The sequence below is a fragment of the Kordia periserrulae genome (genome assembly GCF_003054265.1).
GTDB classification, from domain to species: Bacteria; Bacteroidota; Bacteroidia; order Flavobacteriales; family Flavobacteriaceae; genus Kordia; species Kordia periserrulae.
In genome coordinates this window covers 36,256-55,712 of the sequence record NZ_QBKT01000002.1, presented here as the reverse complement: position 1 = coordinate 55,712, position 19,457 = coordinate 36,256, and the positions used below count along the sequence as shown (strand labels likewise).

20 protein-coding genes are annotated in these 19,457 nt (G+C 35.5%); 7 read left to right on the top strand and 13 right to left on the bottom strand.

Annotated elements, in window-relative coordinates:
- Position 1: 1 nt before the first annotated feature.
- Positions 2 to 1,204, bottom strand: coding sequence for a glycogen synthase (gene glgA, locus C8N46_RS04335; RefSeq protein WP_108113656.1), 1,203 nt, complete (start codon positions 1,202 to 1,204; stop codon positions 2 to 4).
- Between the two features lie 201 nt (positions 1,205 to 1,405).
- On the opposite strand from glgA, the gene msrB reads away from it, so the two are divergent.
- From msrB to C8N46_RS04320, 3 genes are all read left to right on the top strand, one after another.
- Positions 1,406 to 1,891 carry a peptide-methionine (R)-S-oxide reductase MsrB gene (msrB, locus tag C8N46_RS04330; protein ID WP_108113655.1) on the top strand — a complete coding sequence of 162 codons (486 nt, stop codon included), beginning with the start codon at positions 1,406 to 1,408 and terminating at the stop codon, positions 1,889 to 1,891.
- Positions 1,892 to 2,190: 299 nt separating this feature from the next.
- Positions 2,191 to 2,754: a DUF1572 family protein gene (locus C8N46_RS04325; RefSeq protein ID WP_108114117.1), complete on the top strand. Its 564-nt coding sequence runs from the start codon at positions 2,191 to 2,193 to the stop codon at positions 2,752 to 2,754.
- Positions 2,755 to 2,954: 200 nt separating this feature from the next.
- On the top strand, positions 2,955 to 3,425 hold the full coding sequence (locus C8N46_RS04320) for a hypothetical protein (RefSeq protein ID WP_108113654.1): 471 nt from the start codon (positions 2,955 to 2,957) through the stop codon (positions 3,423 to 3,425).
- Positions 3,426 to 3,537: 112 nt separating this feature from the next.
- On the opposite strand, the gene C8N46_RS04315 is transcribed toward C8N46_RS04320, so the two are convergent.
- The 7 genes from C8N46_RS04315 to C8N46_RS04285 form a co-directional block, all read right to left on the bottom strand.
- Positions 3,538 to 4,512 carry a tetratricopeptide repeat protein gene (locus tag C8N46_RS04315; RefSeq protein WP_108113653.1) on the bottom strand — a complete coding sequence of 325 codons (975 nt, stop codon included), beginning with the start codon at positions 4,510 to 4,512 and terminating at the stop codon, positions 3,538 to 3,540.
- Positions 4,513 to 4,719: 207 nt separating this feature from the next.
- Positions 4,720 to 5,586, bottom strand: a complete 867-nt coding sequence (locus C8N46_RS04310; RefSeq protein WP_108113652.1) for an SGNH/GDSL hydrolase family protein — start codon at positions 5,584 to 5,586, stop codon at positions 4,720 to 4,722.
- Between the two features lie 75 nt (positions 5,587 to 5,661).
- Positions 5,662 to 7,305 (bottom strand): serine hydrolase domain-containing protein, encoded by a 1,644-nt coding sequence (locus tag C8N46_RS04305; RefSeq protein ID WP_108113651.1) that lies wholly within the window; start codon positions 7,303 to 7,305, stop codon positions 5,662 to 5,664.
- Positions 7,306 to 7,392: 87 nt separating this feature from the next.
- Positions 7,393 to 8,574 (bottom strand): helix-turn-helix domain-containing protein, encoded by a 1,182-nt coding sequence (locus C8N46_RS04300; protein WP_108113650.1) that lies wholly within the window; start codon positions 8,572 to 8,574, stop codon positions 7,393 to 7,395.
- Between the two features lie 26 nt (positions 8,575 to 8,600).
- On the bottom strand, positions 8,601 to 9,176 hold the full coding sequence (locus C8N46_RS04295; protein ID WP_108113649.1) for a zinc ribbon domain-containing protein: 576 nt from the start codon (positions 9,174 to 9,176) through the stop codon (positions 8,601 to 8,603).
- Between the two features lie 264 nt (positions 9,177 to 9,440).
- Positions 9,441 to 9,911: a hypothetical protein gene (locus C8N46_RS04290; protein ID WP_108113648.1), complete on the bottom strand. Its 471-nt coding sequence runs from the start codon at positions 9,909 to 9,911 to the stop codon at positions 9,441 to 9,443.
- Positions 9,912 to 10,069: 158 nt separating this feature from the next.
- Positions 10,070 to 11,155, bottom strand: a complete 1,086-nt coding sequence (locus tag C8N46_RS04285; RefSeq protein ID WP_108113647.1) for a hypothetical protein — start codon at positions 11,153 to 11,155, stop codon at positions 10,070 to 10,072.
- A 422-nt stretch (positions 11,156 to 11,577) separates the two neighbouring features.
- Between C8N46_RS04285 and lpdA the strand changes: the two genes are divergently transcribed.
- The 3 genes from lpdA (at position 11,578) to C8N46_RS20330 (ending at position 13,623) form a co-directional block, all read left to right on the top strand.
- Complete coding sequence (lpdA, locus tag C8N46_RS04280) at positions 11,578 to 12,969, top strand: dihydrolipoyl dehydrogenase (protein WP_108113646.1); 1,392 nt, start codon at positions 11,578 to 11,580, stop codon at positions 12,967 to 12,969.
- A gap of 57 nt (positions 12,970 to 13,026) precedes the next feature.
- Positions 13,027 to 13,329: a DUF3817 domain-containing protein gene (locus C8N46_RS04275; protein WP_108113645.1), complete on the top strand. Its 303-nt coding sequence runs from the start codon at positions 13,027 to 13,029 to the stop codon at positions 13,327 to 13,329.
- A gap of 123 nt (positions 13,330 to 13,452) precedes the next feature.
- Positions 13,453 to 13,623: a hypothetical protein gene (locus tag C8N46_RS20330; RefSeq protein WP_158269074.1), complete on the top strand. Its 171-nt coding sequence runs from the start codon at positions 13,453 to 13,455 to the stop codon at positions 13,621 to 13,623.
- Between the two features lie 266 nt (positions 13,624 to 13,889).
- Here the strand turns inward: C8N46_RS20330 and C8N46_RS04270 are convergent, their stop codons facing one another.
- The 4 genes from C8N46_RS04270 to C8N46_RS04255 all read right to left on the bottom strand — a co-directional run bounded on the left by C8N46_RS04270 (position 13,890) and on the right by C8N46_RS04255 (position 16,355).
- Positions 13,890 to 14,612 carry a Dph6-related ATP pyrophosphatase gene (locus C8N46_RS04270; protein WP_108113644.1) on the bottom strand — a complete coding sequence of 241 codons (723 nt, stop codon included), beginning with the start codon at positions 14,610 to 14,612 and terminating at the stop codon, positions 13,890 to 13,892.
- Between the two features lie 6 nt (positions 14,613 to 14,618).
- Positions 14,619 to 15,035, bottom strand: a complete 417-nt coding sequence (gene aroQ, locus C8N46_RS04265; RefSeq protein ID WP_108113643.1) for a type II 3-dehydroquinate dehydratase — start codon at positions 15,033 to 15,035, stop codon at positions 14,619 to 14,621.
- Positions 15,036 to 15,122: 87 nt separating this feature from the next.
- Entirely contained in the window at positions 15,123 to 15,725 is a 603-nt protein-coding gene (locus C8N46_RS04260; protein WP_108114116.1) for a porin family protein, read from the bottom strand.
- 129 nt (positions 15,726 to 15,854) lie between these two features.
- The gene (locus tag C8N46_RS04255; protein WP_108113642.1) at positions 15,855 to 16,355 is read right to left on the bottom strand and encodes an outer membrane beta-barrel protein; all 501 of its coding nucleotides are present in this window, start codon (positions 16,353 to 16,355) and stop codon (positions 15,855 to 15,857) included.
- A gap of 165 nt (positions 16,356 to 16,520) precedes the next feature.
- Here C8N46_RS04255 and xerD point away from each other — a divergent pair, with 165 nt between their 5' ends.
- Positions 16,521 to 17,417, top strand: a complete 897-nt coding sequence (xerD, locus tag C8N46_RS04250; RefSeq protein ID WP_108113641.1) for a site-specific tyrosine recombinase XerD — start codon at positions 16,521 to 16,523, stop codon at positions 17,415 to 17,417.
- A gap of 380 nt (positions 17,418 to 17,797) precedes the next feature.
- On the opposite strand, the gene rny is transcribed toward xerD, so the two are convergent.
- Positions 17,798 to 19,369 carry a ribonuclease Y gene (gene rny / locus C8N46_RS04245; RefSeq protein WP_108114115.1) on the bottom strand — a complete coding sequence of 524 codons (1,572 nt, stop codon included), beginning with the start codon at positions 19,367 to 19,369 and terminating at the stop codon, positions 17,798 to 17,800.
- Positions 19,370 to 19,457: the final 88 nt, after the last annotated feature.

The window sequence follows — 19,457 nt, the reverse complement described above, 5'->3', positions numbered from 1 at the left end:
TTTATAAGATAGATTTATATAGATTTTTCGTTTGTTGTGCGATGGCTTTCCAGTCAAAAAAGTCTTCTACGCGTTTTCTGCCTGCGGTTTCCATTTTTGCGCGCAATGCGTCATCATTGACTACTTTATTGATGCCATTGGCCAAGTCTTTTGCAAATTTTTTAGGGTCTACAGGCTCAAAAGGAGCAGTGTTTTGTTGTACTACCGGAATAAGAATGCCTGTTTCGTTCGGAATCACAACTTCTTTGATGCCACCAACAGCACTTGCCACGACGGCGGTTTTACAAGCCATCGCTTCAATATTGATGATGCCAAACGGCTCATAAATTGACGGACAACAAAAAACAGTAGCATGCGAATAGAGTTGAATGATTTCTTCTTTAGGCAACATTTCCTCAATCCAAAATATATTGTCGCGCGTTTGCTTGACAGCCGCTACACTTTCTTTCATTTCTTCTGCAATTTCGGCAGTATCTGGCGCACCCGCACACAATACAATTTGCGTGTCAGCATCAATATGTTTGATGGCATTTACGAGATGAATTATTCCTTTTTGACGTGTTATACGTCCCACAAATAAAACATACGGTTTTTCAGTATCAATCCCAAATTTTTCAAGAGTTGAGGTTTCTTGTGTAAATTGATATTGCTCTAAATTGATACCGTTGTAAATGACTTGTATTTTGTCTTCTGCAACGTTGAAATGTTTCAACACATCTATTTTCGTTTCTTCAGAAACTGCAATGATAGCATCTGCCATTTCAATCGCTGTTTTTTCAATCCAAGAAGAAGCATCGTAGCCACGACCGAGTTGTTCACGCTTCCACGGACGTAGTGGCTCCAACGAATGTGTCGTAATTACCAAAGGTTTTCCGTAACAAAGCTTTGCCATGATGCCCGCAAATTGCGCGTACCATGTGTGACAATGCACCACATCAGCATCAATCAGAGAAGCATTCATATGCAGATTGGTTTGTAAGGTGTTGAAAACCGTTTTTAGTTGTGTATCTGCGGAAGCGAAATCTGCATGATCGCCTTTAAAACCTGTAATACTCAAATTGTCTTCATGAATATCTTGATCGCCAAAACTGCGCACTTCCACATGCATGAGTTTTTTAAGTTCGTCGGCTAAATATTCTACATGCACACCTGCACCGCCATAAACGTAGGGTGGAAATTCTTTGGTAAAGAAAAGTACTTTCATTGGATTGGTTTGCCTTTTTCTAGTTGATTTTTTTAGTAATGACTTTAAATTTAACTAATTAATATGACATAATTGCAATAATTATAGAAGTGTTAACTTCTTATTAAAACGAAAACATTTTCGTAATGATAGTATTTTGGTTACGACAGACTGTTTGATTAAAAAATCGTATTTTTAAAGTAAAAATTAAAAAAATAATAGATGAAAAAGATTGTAGTAGTTGCCTTGATTGGAATGTTGTTTAGTTGCAATTCAAATGCACAGAAGAAAGCCGAAAAGACTACCGAGAAAGAAACGTTTAAAGTTTCGAAAACCGAAGCCGAATGGCGAAAGATTTTAACGGAAAAAGAATTTTACGTACTGCGAAAAGCTGGTACCGAGCGTCCATTTACAAGTCCGTTGAATAAAAACTACGAAGACGGAACGTATCATTGTGCTGCTTGTAACACGCCATTGTTTAAAAGCGAAACGAAGTTCGACTCTGGAACAGGCTGGCCGAGTTTTTATAAAGAAATTGAAGGAAATGTTGCGTTTAGTACCGATTATAAAGTTGGCTACGCACGAACCGAAGAACACTGCGCAACGTGTGGCGGACATTTGGGACACGTTTTTGACGACGGACCACAACCAACTGGAAAACGACATTGTATTAACGGAGTGGCATTGAAGTTTGTGCCGGAGAAGTAGACGCGCTTCACTTCGGCAGGCTCAGTGTGAATGCTGTTAGAATGTTAGAATCGCTTCGCTTTTAGAATTTTAGTATCGGCTGCGCCTCTTGGTATTTTAGTAGTTGAGTCGTGGAGTTTGTGAGTTTTGTTTGGATGTCATTTTCACATTGGTACATTTTCAAATTATCAAATTAAAAACTGGTATCGGCTGCGCCTCTTGGTATTTTAGTAGTTGAGTCGTGGAGTTTGTGAGTTTTGTTTGAATTTCATTTTCAAATTGACACATTTTCAAATTATCAAATTATCAAATTAAAAAACATGAGTAATGTAGCTGAAAATTATTTAGAAAGTACCAAAAAGCAGTTTGCCTATTATAAAAGTTTGGGCGACAAGACGTTTGCGCAATTGAATGAAGAGGATATTCACTGGCAAGCGAATGAAGATAGCAATAGTATTTCTGTCATTGTAAAGCATATTGTGGGAAATATGTTGAGTCGCTGGACTAATTTTTTAACGGAAGATGGTGAAAAGGAATGGCGTCAGCGCGACCAAGAGTTTGAAGCTTCTTATAAAACCAAAGCCGAAATGATTGCCGCTTGGGAACAAGGTTGGCAATGTTTGTTCGATGCAATTCATCCATTGCAAGCGGAAGATGTTTCGCGCATCATTTATATTCGGAATCAGGGACATACAGTTTTGGAAGCGATTACGCGTCAGTTGTGTCATTATCCGTATCATATTGGGCAATTGGTATATGTTGCAAAGTTGATTCGTTCTGACCAATGGACTTCGTTATCCATCCCGAAAGGACAGTCTTCCACTTATAATAAAGAGAAGTTTAGCAAAGAGAAATCAAAGAAGCATTTTACGGAGGATTTATAACTTAGAACGCTGCGCTTTTGTATTTTTAGACCGCTTCGCTGCTGGAATCTAGATTTTAGATATGTTTAATAAGCTATTGCGAGAATTTAGAAGAAATTCGTAGCAATCTCACACTTCAACTTACACTTTGATGAACAGACTGCTACGTTACCTTGCTCCTCGCAGTACCATTTCTTAAAGTTTTTAGTATATTTATGCTTATGGAGAAACGCTATTTTGTATTGAAAAACGGATATTTGAATATTGATGAAAGCCACTTCTATTTCAGTGATCATGGGAATTGGGAAACTTGTAATATTTTGGAAGAAACAGAACTTCCTCGGGTGACATTTTTTCAAATTTCTAATAAAATCATCTACACGATGTATGTAGTTTTATTTTGCATTTTTGTCATCGGGTTTATTACAGGAAAAGCGGACTTTTCGTATGCTGTTCTTTTGTTTGGCGTAATTTTTTCTTTATTGAATCTACTTTACAAAGTCAAATATTTTAAGATTCCTCTTCATAAAATTGAACGCATAGAGTTGCGAAATCAAAAAGTGATTGTTCAATTTGCAAATCACAGCAACAAATCTATTACACATACTGTAAAGCTTGATGATTTGAAAGAATATAAAGATATTAAACAGTATTTCCGAACACATTTTAACCAAAAACTTCGTGTAGCATGAGCAATGTAGCTGAAAATTATTTAGAAAGTACTTTGTTTATGTTTTTTTTAGATTTCTTTTTACGCCTTGCTTTAGATAGTTCGCCTTTTTAGAAGTAATTTATGTAGCAATTTTATTCAGCAAACTCCCAGCCTCTTTTTTCAATAATTTTGGTTAATCTTTGTAAATCTTCTTCCCACAAATCTGATGAATTCATTTGCTCTCTGAATTGTAAAATGATGCTATGTGCATTGATGACGGCAAGTTTGTGCTCAGGGAATTCTTGTGTTGTAGAAATGAGTTTAGCAATTCCTTTTAAATTTTCGTCTTTGTTAAAAAGCCAATTTGCATGTTGCGTTCTAAAGTATGGACAGTGATAGAATTCTTCAGCAACAGCATTCCACATATCTTCTTCTATTCGCTCATCGCTTAATAATGACACAGCATACACTGATGAATGTAATAGTTGTCCGTGAAAGCTAACAATGTCAAAAAGATAAACTTCTCCGTCTTCTTCAATTTTCTTTATGTCGCTTTCTTCTAAAATTTCATGATATAATTTATGTGATGCTTCATGTTCGCCTTTCAAGTGTAGTATGTCTGCTAAGGCAATTTTCGCACGCTTGTGTTTTGGATCAATTTTTAATGCTTTTTGTATAAAATCATGAGCAGTTTCATAATCCGATAAAAAGAAATAACATCTAGCTGTTGAAGTTAGGAATTCAACATCTTCCATGTCTTTATCAGTCGCCTTTTCTTGTACAAATTTGACGCCCATTGCTGGATACCTGTCGACAATGAAACGCTCCAAAAATTGCCATTTTTTAAGTATTTGTGTGTATTTCTCATCTAGCGAACGATATAAAACACTTCGCTGATCCCAAACAGATTGTATGTTTTTCCATTCTTCGTATGCACCTACAAATGCGACAGATGGCGGCAATATCGTTCCGTCAGGCATCTCAAACTCAAAGGTCATTTCTTTTTCAGGGTCTTGCAAATAACGGCTTAGCGTATCTTCAAAAAATTCAGTAAATGCTTTATCTTCTGTGGGAGTTGATTTTGGGGTATTTTGTTGTTTCCCAAATAGCTTTTTAAAAAATGACATTCGTGTGTTTTCTATTATAATTTTTTACAATATATCAAAAAAGTACAAGTTTGAAAGTTTATGAGTTTGTTTTTCTTTTTAGATTTTTGAAGATTCTTTTTTATTACAATGAACACCTTCGCTTCAAATGATTTTTTAAGCTAATTTTAAATGAATTAACGATACAATTTTCAAATTGACACATTTTCAAATTTTCAAATCAAAACATCATACAATCAAATGCTTAAAGACTTTGACAGGATCTTGGTTGATGATTTCGGTGATTTTTTCGTGATAGATGTTCGCGATTTCTCTAAAACCAGCATTTTTTAAGTGAATTTCGTTGTCCCACTGCGAATCGTTTGGAAATTTTCCGCGCAAGTCAATGTGGTGAAATGTGTCGTATTCCGCAGCTAAGTCAATAAGCATTTCGTTAAATTCGTCTACCAAATATTTGATAATTGCTTCGTGATCTTCCTTCCGAGTGATGTTTTTCATCCCAAACGACGGCAACAACCACGGACCTTTGATATTTCTAAAGATAAAACTGTAACCTTTTCCGTTGACTTTCGCATAATCGTATCCATCCATCAAAATATGGCAATCAACATGCGTTGTACGAACCGATTTGATAAAAAACGCAATCGCCGTCTTCATTTCTTTCAATCGCGCCTGAAAAATTTCTTTGTTAATCAAACTTTCTGGATTGGACACGCTGTGGTTTAAGTATCCTAAAATTTCACTTCCCACAATATCATTTCCGCCGGCGCTAAACAACACAATTTTCGGCTTGTGTTTTCGAATCGAATTGAGCGTTTTTTGTAAAGAAATGGCACCTTCATTCAAGACGGAATCGCGTTTGCGCTTGATTTCCGTTCCGTACACCATGTTTTCAAGCGTATCACCCGCTTTGGCAAACTTATCAATCGCATAGCCTTTTTTGATGAGGTAATCGATGATGTCTTTTCGCAACGGATAGGCAAACCATGAATCGCCTTCAGCAACGATGGTTAGTTCTTTCGGATACGACGTTTGTAATCTTCGCTGCGAAATTCGCGCTTGTTCTTGCTTAAATTTTCGGAGTTGTTGTGACATGATGATGCTTTATTATAAATGTAGCATAATTATTCCAAAAATAATTACGGTTTTTCACAATGTCGATTTTCGTGATTATTTTCGTTTGTAACGTACATTTTTAATACGATCCGCAGAAACTAAAATTTCGTTGATGTTTCCTTCTTCGTCTTTTTCAAAGGATAGATTGTAGTTATTCGCCAACAGTTCATTTTCGTAGATTAGTAATCCTTCCATTTGGCGTTTGCCAATCGTAATTTTATACGTATTGTCTTCTTCGTGTTTGATTGTTAAAGATGTATCGGTTTCCGAGTTTTGAAAAGAACCATTGAGCGAAGTCACATCAAATTGACTCAAATCGCTTTCAATACGTGTGAGCGTAAATGGTGGCACTGTTGGATAATACGCCGTAATTTGCATGACGCCGTCACTATTTTTGGTGAATTCTTGTTTGAACGCTTTGTCATTCCATTGGTGAAAAATATTGTCTGCTTCGCGAAGCAATTCGATGTCGTTTCGTCCAGAACGAATCATGTAGAGTTTGCCGTTGCGTTCTTCAAATTCCATGGTATATCCACCGTCAGTGCGGTACAATCCCAAGATGTCTCGTGTAGAAACCTTCGCTCCTACACTAGCGGGAACAATAGGAAAATCCGCTTTTTCCTCTTTTTTTCCTAACAGTACATCTGCCAATTGCATGGCTTGCATCATTGGGACAATTTTTCCCGTATTAATCATAGTCACCACCGAGAAGTTTTCATCATCAAAACGTGCAGTAATGGCTTTCCAAGCACCTGTTGCGCCAGCATGATAACGGTATTTTTCATTTTTGTATTCGTCAAATTCCAAACCATAACCGTAACTGTCAATGTTCGTGTTTGGAATCAATTGTTGACTTTTCGCTAGGATTTCTTTTGAAAAGTGATTGCTTTCTAAGGTTTGTATCGTTTTTTCCCACTGCAATTGGTCTTCTAACGTAGTGAATAAGTTTCCATCACCATGTATATTACACGTCCAATCGTAGGTTGACCAAGTTTCAAAATTAAAATACGGTTTGGCGATTTGTCCTTTAATGTTTGTATAATCATCTACAAAAGACGTATTCGGCATGCCCAATTTTTGAAACATTTGATTGGTATAGGTAACAAAAGAAATACCTGCCACTTTTTCCACAATTTCTGCCAAGAGAATATAATTGGAATTGCTGTATAAATGCTTTGAACCTGGCGTAAAGTTGAGGTCTTCTTGCTTTTGCAACAATTTCATCGCGTCTGCATTGCTAAATTGTTGTTTCCACCAAGTGAATCCTTGCAAACTCCACAAACGATATACTTCGCGAATGCCACTTGAATGATTGAGTAAATGCTTTATTTTGATAGGTTGTTGTATGTTTTTATAGAGATTTGGAAAATATTTTCGAATATCATCTTCCAAGCTTAATTTTCCTTTTTCTGCTAAAGTGAGAATGGCAAATGCGGTAAATTGTTTTCCGTTAGAAGCAATATTGAATCGAGAGTTTTTATCAATTTTAAGACTGTCTTCTAAGTTTGCATATCCCGCATATTTGGTATAGATAATTTTACCATTTTTAACGATTCCGACAGCGGCTCCAGGCGCATCTTTCGGAACATCTTGTGTCACGATTTTGTCCAATTGCGAACGTTGTTCATTTGTTAATTCTTGACCAAAAGTTAGCATCGAAGCTACGAGAAAAGCAATAAATATCATGTTTGATTTCATTTTAAAATGTATTTCGTTTTTTGATGCTACAAATGTGTACGTAATCTATATACGATGCGCGCCAAATCGTGATTTGACACGTTTTTTTTAAGCTTTACTACTAAAATATTCTTTGGGAGTTTGCTGTGTTTGCTTTTTAAAAGCTCTGTTAAACGTTGATTTTGAGTTAAATCCGGAATCTAATGCAATACCGAGCAGCGTTTTGACATTACTTTCGTCAGAATTGACTTTTTTAATGACTTCTTCTACTCTGTACGTATTTACAAAGTCGTTAAAGTTCATTTTAAAACCTTTGTTGATGATGTTGGACACTTTTTTAGGATGTGTGTCTAAGCTAGAAGCAACATCAAATAGTGTCAAATTTGGATTCGTGTACAAGCGTTCGTTTTCCATAATATGTGACAATTGCTTCTGCATTTCTATATCGGCTGGTGTAAAATCTTCCGCTTCTGAAGTAGTTTCTTTTTCTTTTTGATTCGCTTCCGCGAGAAAATTCGCAGATAGATTCGCATCTAATTTGGGCAAAAACTGAAGATTTATTTTGATGCTATGTACATATCCGCTCAAAGCGATATAGTAAAACAAGATAGAAAACGCGAGATAGTACCAAAATTTTCTTCCAAAATTATTCCACTCAGGATTGATGACAAAAAATAACGCTCTGATAATTAACAAACCTATAAAGGCAATCAAAAACCGCTGAATCCAAACGTGCAAAATAGCATCTGCAAAACTTACCGTTTCATAGGTGTTCTTTTTGTATTGTGTATAGTGTTTTAAAGACGCAATTAAATACGCTAGCAACATGATAAATCCTGCAACTTGATACCAAAGTGCAAAATCCTTGTCACGTCCGTCAGCATAAAAATAAAATTCGTCTGCAATCATGGTGTCCGTTATCCAAACTACCAAACTGTACACTCCGTAGATAATGGCGGGAATAAAGTGTAGCCAATCTTTCTTTTGAAACGAAAACGACGGATTTAAAGAGCTTTTTACATAAAAATACAGGATTGGTGGCAGTAGGAATAATTGCTGAAACGGCACAAAAAATAATACTTCCCGATAACTTTGAATAGCATACCAGCCTGCGTATCCCAACATAAAAGGCGTGATATACATGGTACATAGAAAGATAAAACCCGCCAACCAAAAACTCGATTTGTGTTCGTTTCGAAAACCTTTGTACAGTAATAATAGCGTATATATAATTCCGTGAACAAAGAATATAAGTAAGGTTGAACTTTTAAACCCGAAACCGAAGTGCATGTGTACTGATGTTGTTTTTTAGGTGATTAACGTAAATAGTCTTGAAATTTTTTCCTTTTAAAAATAAATAAAAGAATAATGGCAGGAATTATAAAGAAAATAGTGATTACAAATTCAAAACCATCTGTTTTTGGTTCTGAATATAAGCTTAACGCAGCAAAGATTCCTGCAATGATATATATTACTTGACTTAGCATGTACACTTTCCATCCTGTTTTTCGTTTTAATAGCAATAGTATAGTACCAATAAACGTTGTTAATGCTGTGATAAACCATACCGTACCTATTGTTAGATATAAAGGATGGGATTTTAATAATAAGCCAAAAAACAGAAAAGCAAATGTTATGGACAATACATAAATAGGTCCTATAAACGATAATACTAAAAGAAGTGTGTAAATCGCGGGATAGTGCTTTTTAGTTCTTAAGGTTTTTTTTGGAGTTGATGCAGTTTGCTGAATATCATCAGTTTCTTTAATATTTTCAGTTTTCGGAAAGCCTGCTGGCTTTACGACCTCTTTTACGACTTGTTTTTCGCCGCATTCACGACAAAACTTAGCTTCGTCTGCAATGGAATGTCCACATGCTGTACAATATTTCATGTATGATTTTTTTTCAAGATAGTTAATAAAAATTAAATCAAGTTAGGAAGATGGCGTTTGTGTCGTGTGAAATACGCTTTTCTATTCAGATGAAAAATTTCTACCAATTCATCATCCAAAATAAAAGCATTTGTGATATTGAATACTTGCAACTCTTCTGTGATAGTTCCCAATAATCAAAAATCAATCAAATCATGCCAAAAAAAGGTGCATTTCATGACATAATTCAATTTTTATCGATTGAAAAAAGTACTTTTTGGAAGTCTATTTCGTCAAATAATCTCGGATGTCTTTCGACCAATACAAAAACAAGAAAATTGCTGCGGGCAATACCACTAATACGGTCCAACTTGTAGAATAGTCTTCTGTTTCGGAAGGAATTCTACTCAATATAAATAGCAAAATGAACAATACCTGACTTACAGAGTAAATATATAATCCTAATTTCTTTTTAGATAACATCATGATTGCACCAATCATGGTTCCAACACAAGTTGCGACATAGATGTAATACATAAAATCTCCTGCGCCAAAATACGAGGAAACGGTTTCATACAACAATGATTTCCCCATAGAAAATAGCGAACCAATAATGGTAAATATCACAAGAATTATTAGTAATGTTGGCGCGCCAGCTCTTTCTACAAATACTACTTTTTCCTGTTGCTGTTGTTGGTTTTGCGATTGTGTGTTTTGAGAATTGGCATCTTGATTGCTTGGTAATGTATTGCTCATGATAATGATGTAATAATGTTAAGTTGGTGTAATTTCAAATTTTCAATTCGTAAGATAAAAACTATTTGACAAAAAACAATAGTTTGGTGTTTGGTGTTTGGTGTTTGTGAATAAAACTTTTACATTTTGCGGTTTTGTATTTTAAATTTTGATGATTTTTATTTGAACTTTCTTTTGATTCTTCTTAACAATTCTGGGATATTGAATTTTAGAATTTTTAAATCAACCTCTTTTACTTTTACTAAACCTCCAGCAATTTCTTCTTCATTTTCTATCTCCTTTTGCTGTGATTGAATGATTTCTTTTTGTTGAAAATTGGTAAATTGCAAGGCTTCTATCGTAGCATCTTTCATCTGAATCATGGTTTTGCCTAAAGCTAATTGTGACTTTAAAAAATGAACTTGCGACACCAATTGTTGCACACCAACATCAGAAAATCCACTCGCCACACTTTCAAACTCTGGACTTGTAGGTAAGGACAAATAAATGTGTAACGCTTCTTTAATTTTATCCAACGCTTCTTCGCCATCTTTTGGAATTACGGTAAACAAAGTTTCATGCGCTTTGGATTCAATATTGGTTTCTGCATTGATGCCAATGTCTTTGAGAAATGTAGCAAAGTAGATTAAGTATTGTTCGCAGGAACTTTGGATTTCGGGTGGGAAGGTGAAGGTGTTAGACAGGTTGACTCTTTTAATTTTAGTGAGTGTATTAAAAAAACTAGATTTAAGATACTTTTTTATTTTAAAAAATAACCCTGGAATATACATAAGACGTACATCTTTTTTAATATCTATTAAAAAACCATTATCAATAATAGTTTTTATTGAAATAAGTTGATCTGTATTAATCCTAAAAAGATCATAATCACTTAAAGATAAGCTTAATTCTTTGAAAAAGTCTATTGTGGTAATTGGTAAATCTGATAAAGAATTTAAGTCAAGTGATATATATATATGTGCTAGAGATTTATAAAAACGAATACTTATAATTCCTGAGAAAAAAGATAAATCATAAACAGATTTGAAGCTGTTAAAAAAGCTTTTATCCAGGTAAAGAGTTACATCATATAGATCGTTATCATGAAAATCTATAATCTTTACATTATTTAATTTATTTACATATTTTTCACTTACAGTAATTTTAACCTCATAATTAAAATCGATTAAAAAATCAGCTATATGTTCTCCATTTAAAAAAACTCTCTCATTTTTTATATTAAATTCAAAATTTAACTTTCCCATATCTTACTCGTTATTTACAAAAAGTTTGTTGCTACAAGGTAGCTAAATGTTACATTTCTTACAAAGTTAGGTGTTGGGTATTTGGTTCTAGGTACTAGTATTGAAATATAGATTCCTGCCTTACTTCAGCAAGCTCAGCACAAATCGCAGGAATGACAATTAGTTTCAAAGTAACACATCCACAAAAAAACAAATCGACAAATCCACAAATTAACAAATCAACAAAACACGAAAAACAAAACAATCTAAAAATCTAACAGCAAAGCGAATCCAAAGCACAGCGTATCTAACAGCCAAAGCAAAGCGTATCTAAAAGCACCTGTACCGAGCTTGCCGAAGCAAAAACAACTTCATAAAATTTAAAGTTCACATATAATTCCGTAAATTTGCCACTCGAAAAACAGACAACAAAATTTTAAGATATGAGTACATACGATATCATCGTTTTAGGAAGTGGTCCTGGTGGATATGTCACCGCTATTAGAGCTTCTCAATTAGGATTTAAAACCGCTGTGGTTGAGAAAGAAAGTCTCGGTGGCGTTTGCTTAAATTGGGGATGTATTCCAACAAAAGCGTTATTGAAATCTGCACAGGTTTTTGAATATTTGAAACACGCAGGCGATTATGGATTGTCCGTAAAAGAATATGACAAAGATTTTGATGCAGTTGTAAAACGTAGTCGTAATGTAGCAGACGGAATGAGCAAAGGTGTTCAATTCTTAATGAAAAAGAATAAAATCGACGTAATTGAAGGTTTTGGAAAGCTAAAAGCTGGAAAAAAACTCGAAGTAACGGACAAAGACGGAAAGAAAACGGAATACAGTGCAAAACATATCATTGTAGCAACTGGCGCGCGTTCTCGCGAATTGCCAAGTTTACCACAAGATGGTGAAAAAGTGATTGGTTATCGTAAAGCTATGACACTAGAAAAACAACCTAAGAAAATGATTGTCGTAGGCTCTGGTGCTATTGGTGTAGAATTTGCCTATTTCTACAACTCGATGGGAACAGAAGTGACGATTGTAGAATACATGCCAAAAATTGTTCCTGTAGAAGATGATGAGGTTTCAAAACAATTGGAGCGTTCGTTTAAGAAAAGTGGTATCAAAATTATGACGTCTGCGGAAGTGACTTCGGTTGATACTTCTGGCGACGGCGTAAAAGCGATGGTAAAAACGAAAAAAGGCGAAGAAGTGTTAGAAGCTGACATCGTATTATCAGCTGTAGGAATCAAAACAAACATCGAAAACATCGGATTGGAAGATGTAGGAATCGCGACGGATAGAGATAAAATCTTAGTGAACGATTACTACCAAACCAACATTCCGGGATATTATGCGATTGGAGATGTGACGCCTGGACCAGCCTTAGCGCACGTTGCTTCCGCAGAAGGAATTTTATGTGTGGAAAAAATCGCAGGAATGCACGTAGAAGCGTTAGATTATGGAAATATTCCTGGTTGCACCTACTGTACGCCTGAAATTGCTTCGGTTGGATTGACAGAAGCAAAAGCTAAAGAACAAGGATACGATATCAAAGTTGGTAAGTTCCCGTTCTCTGCCTCTGGAAAAGCAAGTGCTGGTGGAAACAAAGAAGGTTTTGTAAAAGTGATTTTTGATGCAAAATACGGCGAATGGTTAGGTTGCCACATGATTGGTGCTGGCGTAACGGATATGATTGCAGAAGCTGTATTGGGTAGAAAATTGGAAACGACAGGACACGAAGTACTCAAAGCAGTACATCCGCATCCAACGATGAGTGAAGCAGTGATGGAAGCCGTAGCAGCTGCCTATGATGAAGTCATTCACATTTAATGATATATATTTTAAAAAGCTGCTCATTGAGCGGCTTTTTTTATACCCTAAAAAATTATGGAACAAATACTTAAAGAAACCAATAACTTAAAAACCTTCCGATGGATTGCCATTGCGGAAGGAATTTCCTATATCGCCTTTTTTATTACTATGCCACTTAAATATATGATGGAAATTTTATGGCCAAATAAAATTGTGGGTATTGCGCATGGCATCTTGTTTATTATGTATGTTGTGTACGCGTATTTGGTTACTGAAGAACAAAAATGGACGATGAAACGTTTTGCACTATTATTTATAGCGTCTTTACTTCCATTTGCTACGTTTTATGTGGAGAAAAAATACTTGCGTACTAAATAATACCAATTCTAAAATACTTCTCGGTTATTAGCATGATTTGATTGTTAAATAAGGGAATCCCGTAAATGATTAATGAATTATCTCTGTATCTTATCAACAGTATTTAACCAAAAATAAGATATCATGAAAAAAAGACATTTAAAAACATTACGACTTCGCAAAACACCTATTTCCGCTGTGAATCAACATCAAATTATAGGTGGCGGAAGCGAAATGTCAGCCTGTTGTGAAAATCAATCGTATGGAACTTGTGACAAAGAAAAACCACTAACGCCAGGATGTGATCAGAACTAAAATATTGCGAACTAAAGTTCGCTTTTTTTATGCTTTTTGAAGTTTGTATTCACTAAAAAAAGCCATTCAATCTCACTTGAATGACTTTTTCCCTCAACCAACCTAATAACTGATATCCCACCTTCAGCTATGAAAAATTGCTGTGAAACATTCCGTTTGTTTCACATTCAAATATAGCATGCGTGTGTCTTAATTTGTTCTTAAGCAATTGCCAAACTTAGATTAAAGTTTTCACAGCAAAACGTTAATTTTTAAGAGTTTTTTGATTATTTAGGTAGTAAATCACAATACCAAAAAGCGGTATCCCACGTAGAATTGTCTGAGGCACAAGTATCTTCTTCTTTTTGAGAAGGCGTATAGGTTTTTAACACTTTTTCTCCAATCGTAAAATCAATTGGAGATGAAAATAGAGGTCCGTCAAATACAAAGGTGTGGAATTCTCCATTTTCACCGCAAGGATCTACATTTGCTGGTAAGTCCTTGATAAAATCTTCATCTAGTATTCTTCCCACAAAAGATTCGTCTAACAATTTTGCATTTACACAAACCGTTATCGCTTTAAATCCTAACGAAATGAATTCTTTCAATAAGGCTTTCGTATCTTTTTTCCACAGTGGAAAAACAGCCGTTATGCCAACTTCTTTGAGTTTTTCTTCTCGGTAGTTGCGTAAATCTTCTAAAAAGATATCCCCAAAAATTCCAACAGAAAAACCATCGTCCACAAGTTGTTGCGTAGCTTTTTTCATAGTTGCATCGTACATAGACATGGAAACCTCAGCAGGAAAGTATATTTTTTGTACGGGCAATTGCAATCGCGCTACTTGCGTATCTAACAATGCTTCTCGCAAAACGTGCATGGACACACGTTCGTAATCTTTATTTACAGTGGTGACAAGTTGTGTAACAGAATATTCTTTTTGCTGTAAAACATGATACAACGCCAATGCGGAATCTTTTCCTGTGCTCCAATTAAAATATGCTTTTTGCATGTGGATTTACGATAAGAAACTTTGAATCGCTAATTGATAACTCTGCATGCCAAATCCTAAAATAACACCTTTTGCATGCGCAGAAATATACGATTGATGACGAAATGCTTCTCTCCCAAATGTATTCGAAATATGCACTTCCACCACTGGCGTTGTGATTGCTTTGATAGCATCGCCAATTCCGATAGACGTATGCGTGTAGGCGCCAGCGTTTAAAATAATACCATCATAATCAAAACCTACTTCCTGTAATTTGTTAATCAATTCGCCTTCTATGTTGGATTGATAATAGTGTAAATTTACTTCAGAAAATTGCTTTTGAAGTGCCGCAAAATAGTCTTCAAACGTAGCACTTCCGTAGATTTCGGGTTCGCGTTTTCCGAGCAAATTTAAGTTGGGACCATTGATGATGATGATATTCATAGAAATTGTTTTGGTAAAAATACGAAAATCAACACACAAAAAAGGAAGCCTTGAGCTTCCTTTGTGTAATTGTATTTAATTTTGAGGTTACTTTAAAAAATAGCCAATCGATATTTGCAACACGCCATTGTAGTTTTTGTCATCGACACCATCTATATCATTGACATTTGACAAACCTGCGTTGTAACGTGCGCTAAAGTTCAATCCGCTGTCAAACTTATAACTTACACCTAAACTTGCTGCGAAATCTATGTTTTTTAAGGCACTTTTGGCATCTACTTCTACACCATTTCCTTCTTGCTCTGCCGATAGTAAAAATCCGATTTGTGGACCCGCTTCAATGCTAAAGTTTTTAGCAACATAGTATTTTGCTAAAATTGGCAGATTTAAGTAATTGTGACGTGCTTTTAATTCTGTTTCTGCAATGGTCATTCCTTGCGAAATAAAAGCGACATCTTGTTGTGCGCCTTGTTGTGAGTAGACCAATTCTGGTTGTAACGAGAATTTTTCAGAAAGTGAAAATTCAGACATCACACCTAAATGCACACCAATACGAGGTGTAACACCGTCAGACTCGTCACCAGTTACCCATGATGAATTTAATCCGCCTTTAAAACCAAAGGAAATTTTTTGTGCATGTGCTGTAAATCCAATCGCTAAAAGCACGAAAAGAATGCTAATTTTTTTCATAATGAATCGTTTATAATTGTTTGTTAATGTAAGTACGAATGTATTTAAGATTCGTTTCATATACAACAACAAACACAAAAAAAGGAAGCCAAATTGACTTCCTTATTTTTTTGTATGTAGATAACTAAATTATAGTCCGAACATTACTCCTAATCCGATAGTATCAAAGCTTCCTCCATCAACAGAAATTCCTGTATACGACAAGTTTAAGCTTACTTTTTCAGATACATTGTATCCAACTTTTGGTCTGTAGTAGAATCCACCATCGTTACCATCATTGATTCCGATTGCGTATCCTAAGTCAGCTCCTAAAAAGAAGTCACTTGATACATTGTAACGTGCAGTACCTGCTAAAGGAATAAATTGAGCGTCTTCAACTTCAAAGGTAATACCTGCAACTGAAAATTCATCTCCAAAAGCATTTGTAAATCCTGTAGCAACACCCGCATCAAATTTATCAGATACATTCCATAAGTATGCAGCATCCAATCCAACACTAAATGTGTAAGCATCTCCAGCATCACCTACTGGTAAAGCTCCGTTGATTCCTACTTCAAATTTTCCATCTTGTGCATTTGCTGTAAATACCATTGCAAAAACAGCAACAATTGCTAAAATAGTTTTTTTCATCTTAAATAGTTTTTTAATTAATTCTATCACAAAAATCCGCTTTTTTGTAATTTAACCTACATTTGTTAACGAATTATTAACACAATAATACAACAAATTTTAACAATTCACTGATTTACAGATGTTTTCAATTATAATCCACCCTACTAAAATCGCTGATTTTTTATGAAATGGACGCATACATTAAAGGATTTTAAGCATTTTTTGAAAATTGAACGCGGTTTATCAGAAAATACGATTGTGAATTATTCGCATGATATTGAAAAGCTGATTCGGTTTGTAGAAGAAAACAATAGCAATCATACGCCATTATCAATTGACGAAGCAACGGTACAACAATTTATTTACGAAATTGCAAAAGTATTAAACGCTCGCTCTCAGACGCGAATTATTTCGGGTTTGAAAAGCTTTTTTACGTATTTGGTGTTTGAAGATTACCGAAAAGACAATCCGATGGAAATGATTGAAGCGCCAAAAATTGGAAGAAAATTACCCGATACACTCGCACTTCAAGACATTGAAAAGTTAATTGCAGCGATTGATCTGAGTACCGCAGAAGGACATCGAAATAAAGCCATTATTGAAACTTTGTACGGTTGCGGTTTGCGCGTCAGCGAATTGGTCAATTTAAAACTATCCGATTTGTTTTTTGACGAAGGTTTTATCAGAGTGACAGGAAAGGGCGACAAACAACGTTTTGTGCCTATTGGCTCCATTACACAGAAATATATCAATATGTATATTAAAGAATCGCGTCCGTTTGTGAAAGAAGTGCCTGAGTTTAGCGATACCGTTTTTTTGAATCGACGCGGAAAACAACTCACTCGCGTCATGATTTTTACCATTATCAAACGCTTGGCGGAAAAAACGGGACTTAAAAAGAAAATATCTCCACATACTTTTCGGCATTCGTTTGCGACACATTTGCTAGAAAACGGTGCCGATTTACGCGCCATTCAGCTCATGCTAGGGCATGAAAGCATTACAACTACCGAAATTTACATGCATGTAGATAGAAAGCATTTGGCTGAAATTATGCAACGTTATCATCCGCGTACCTAAAAAAAGCAGCAACCTTTTTCGCAAAGATTGCTGCTTTTCTTCTTTTCCTAGCATCATTATGTTGTTAACACGTTTTCCAGCATTCTTGTACAGAATTTTTTTTGCCTACAAAAATGTTGTTACAATAACACATAAAAGAAGGGGTCTCGGAGGTGTCTTTCCCTCCACTAGTATGCACTTGGGCTACTTTACTAAGTGCATCAACGCCTGTTAAATTTAAAATTTTTTGTAACATCTGAGGGATTATTTAGGTTATACCTAAAGATACTCACAAACAAAACCATTTCGCCATAGGTTTGCCATAAACTATAAACGTGAATACCGTAGTCTAAAACTTTGGTATTCACGTTTACTGAATAATTTTTATACGTTTTGAACGCTTATTTGGCAATATTGACTGCTCTCGTTTCTCTAATTACAGTAATCTTTACTTGACCTGGATAGGTCATGTCTGTTTGAATTTTTTGTGAGATGTTAAACGACAGTTCCGCTGCTTTTGCATCGTCTACTTTTTCGCTTTCTACAATCACACGCAATTCTCTACCAGCTTGAATCGCATAGGCTTTCTTAACACCTGTAAATCCGAAGGCAATATCTTCCAAGTCTTTCAAACGTTGAATATAACTGTCTAATACTTGACGACGCGCTCCAGGACGCGCTCCAGAAATAGCATCGCATACTTGAACAATTGGTGACAACATCGAAGTCATTTCAATTTCGTCGTGATGCGCTCCAATAGCGTTACAAACTTCTTCTTTTTCACCATATTTTTCAGCCCATTGCATTCCCAAAATAGCGTGTGGCACTTCCGTTTCGGTGTCTGGCACTTTTCCAATATCGTGTAACAATCCTGCTCTTTTTGCTAATTTCGGATTCAATCCTAGTTCAGCAGCCATCACTCCACAAAGTTTGGCAACTTCGCGCGAGTGTTGCAGCAAGTTTTGTCCGTACGAAGAACGGTATTTCATTCTTCCAACTGTTTTTATCAATTCTGGATGCAATCCGTGAATTCCTAAATCAATCACGGTACGCTTCCCTACTTCAATGATTTCTTCATCAATTTGTTTGCGGGTTTTCTTTACCACTTCTTCAATTCGTGCTGGGTGAATTCGTCCATCAGTAACCAATCGGTGTAATGACAAACGTGCAATTTCTCTTCGAACCGAATCAAAACACGATAAAATAATTGCTTCTGGCGTATCGTCTACAATAATTTCAACTCCTGTAGCTGCTTCTAATGCTCTAATATTTCGTCCTTCTCTACCAATAATACGACCTTTTACATCGTCAGATTCAATATTAAATACCGACACACAATTTTCTACCGCTTCTTCGGTTCCAATACGTTGAATGGTGTTGATAATAACTTTTTTTGCTTCTTGTTGTGCGGTGAGTTTGGCTTCTTCCAATTTTCCTTGAATATAGCTCATCGCGTCGCTTTTGGCTTCTTCTTTTAACGATTCTACCAATTGCTCTTTTGCTTCGTCAGCAGACAAACCAGAAATGACTTCTAATTGTTCTACCTGACTTTTGTGCAAACGGTCAATTTCAGACTTTTTCTTATCGATAAAATCGAGGCGATAATCGTAGTCTTTCAACTTAGTTTCCAACTCTTGATTGAGTTTTTTGTTCTTTGACAATTCGCTAGAAATCTGCGATTCTTTATCGCGTGTACGCTTTTCAGCTTCTGCCATTTTTTTATCTTTCGCTAAGATAAATTTTTCGTGTTCTGCTTTTAACTCTAAGAATTTTTCTTTGGCTTGAAGAATTTTGTCTTTTTTGATATTCTCCGCATCTGATTTTGCTTCTTTGAGTACAGCTGAAGCTTCTTTTTTGGCTTCTTCAATCATTTTGGAAGCTTGTTTTTTCTCCAAACTTTTTGCAATGACAAAGCCTATGATTAAACCAATCGCACCAACGGCGACTGCAATTATGATTGTTGTGCTATCCATCATCTATCGGTCTTAATTATGTAATAATGTTTAAGGTAAACACCTTAGTTTGCCATTTTTCAATGGGTATTGTTCAACGCAGGTTTGA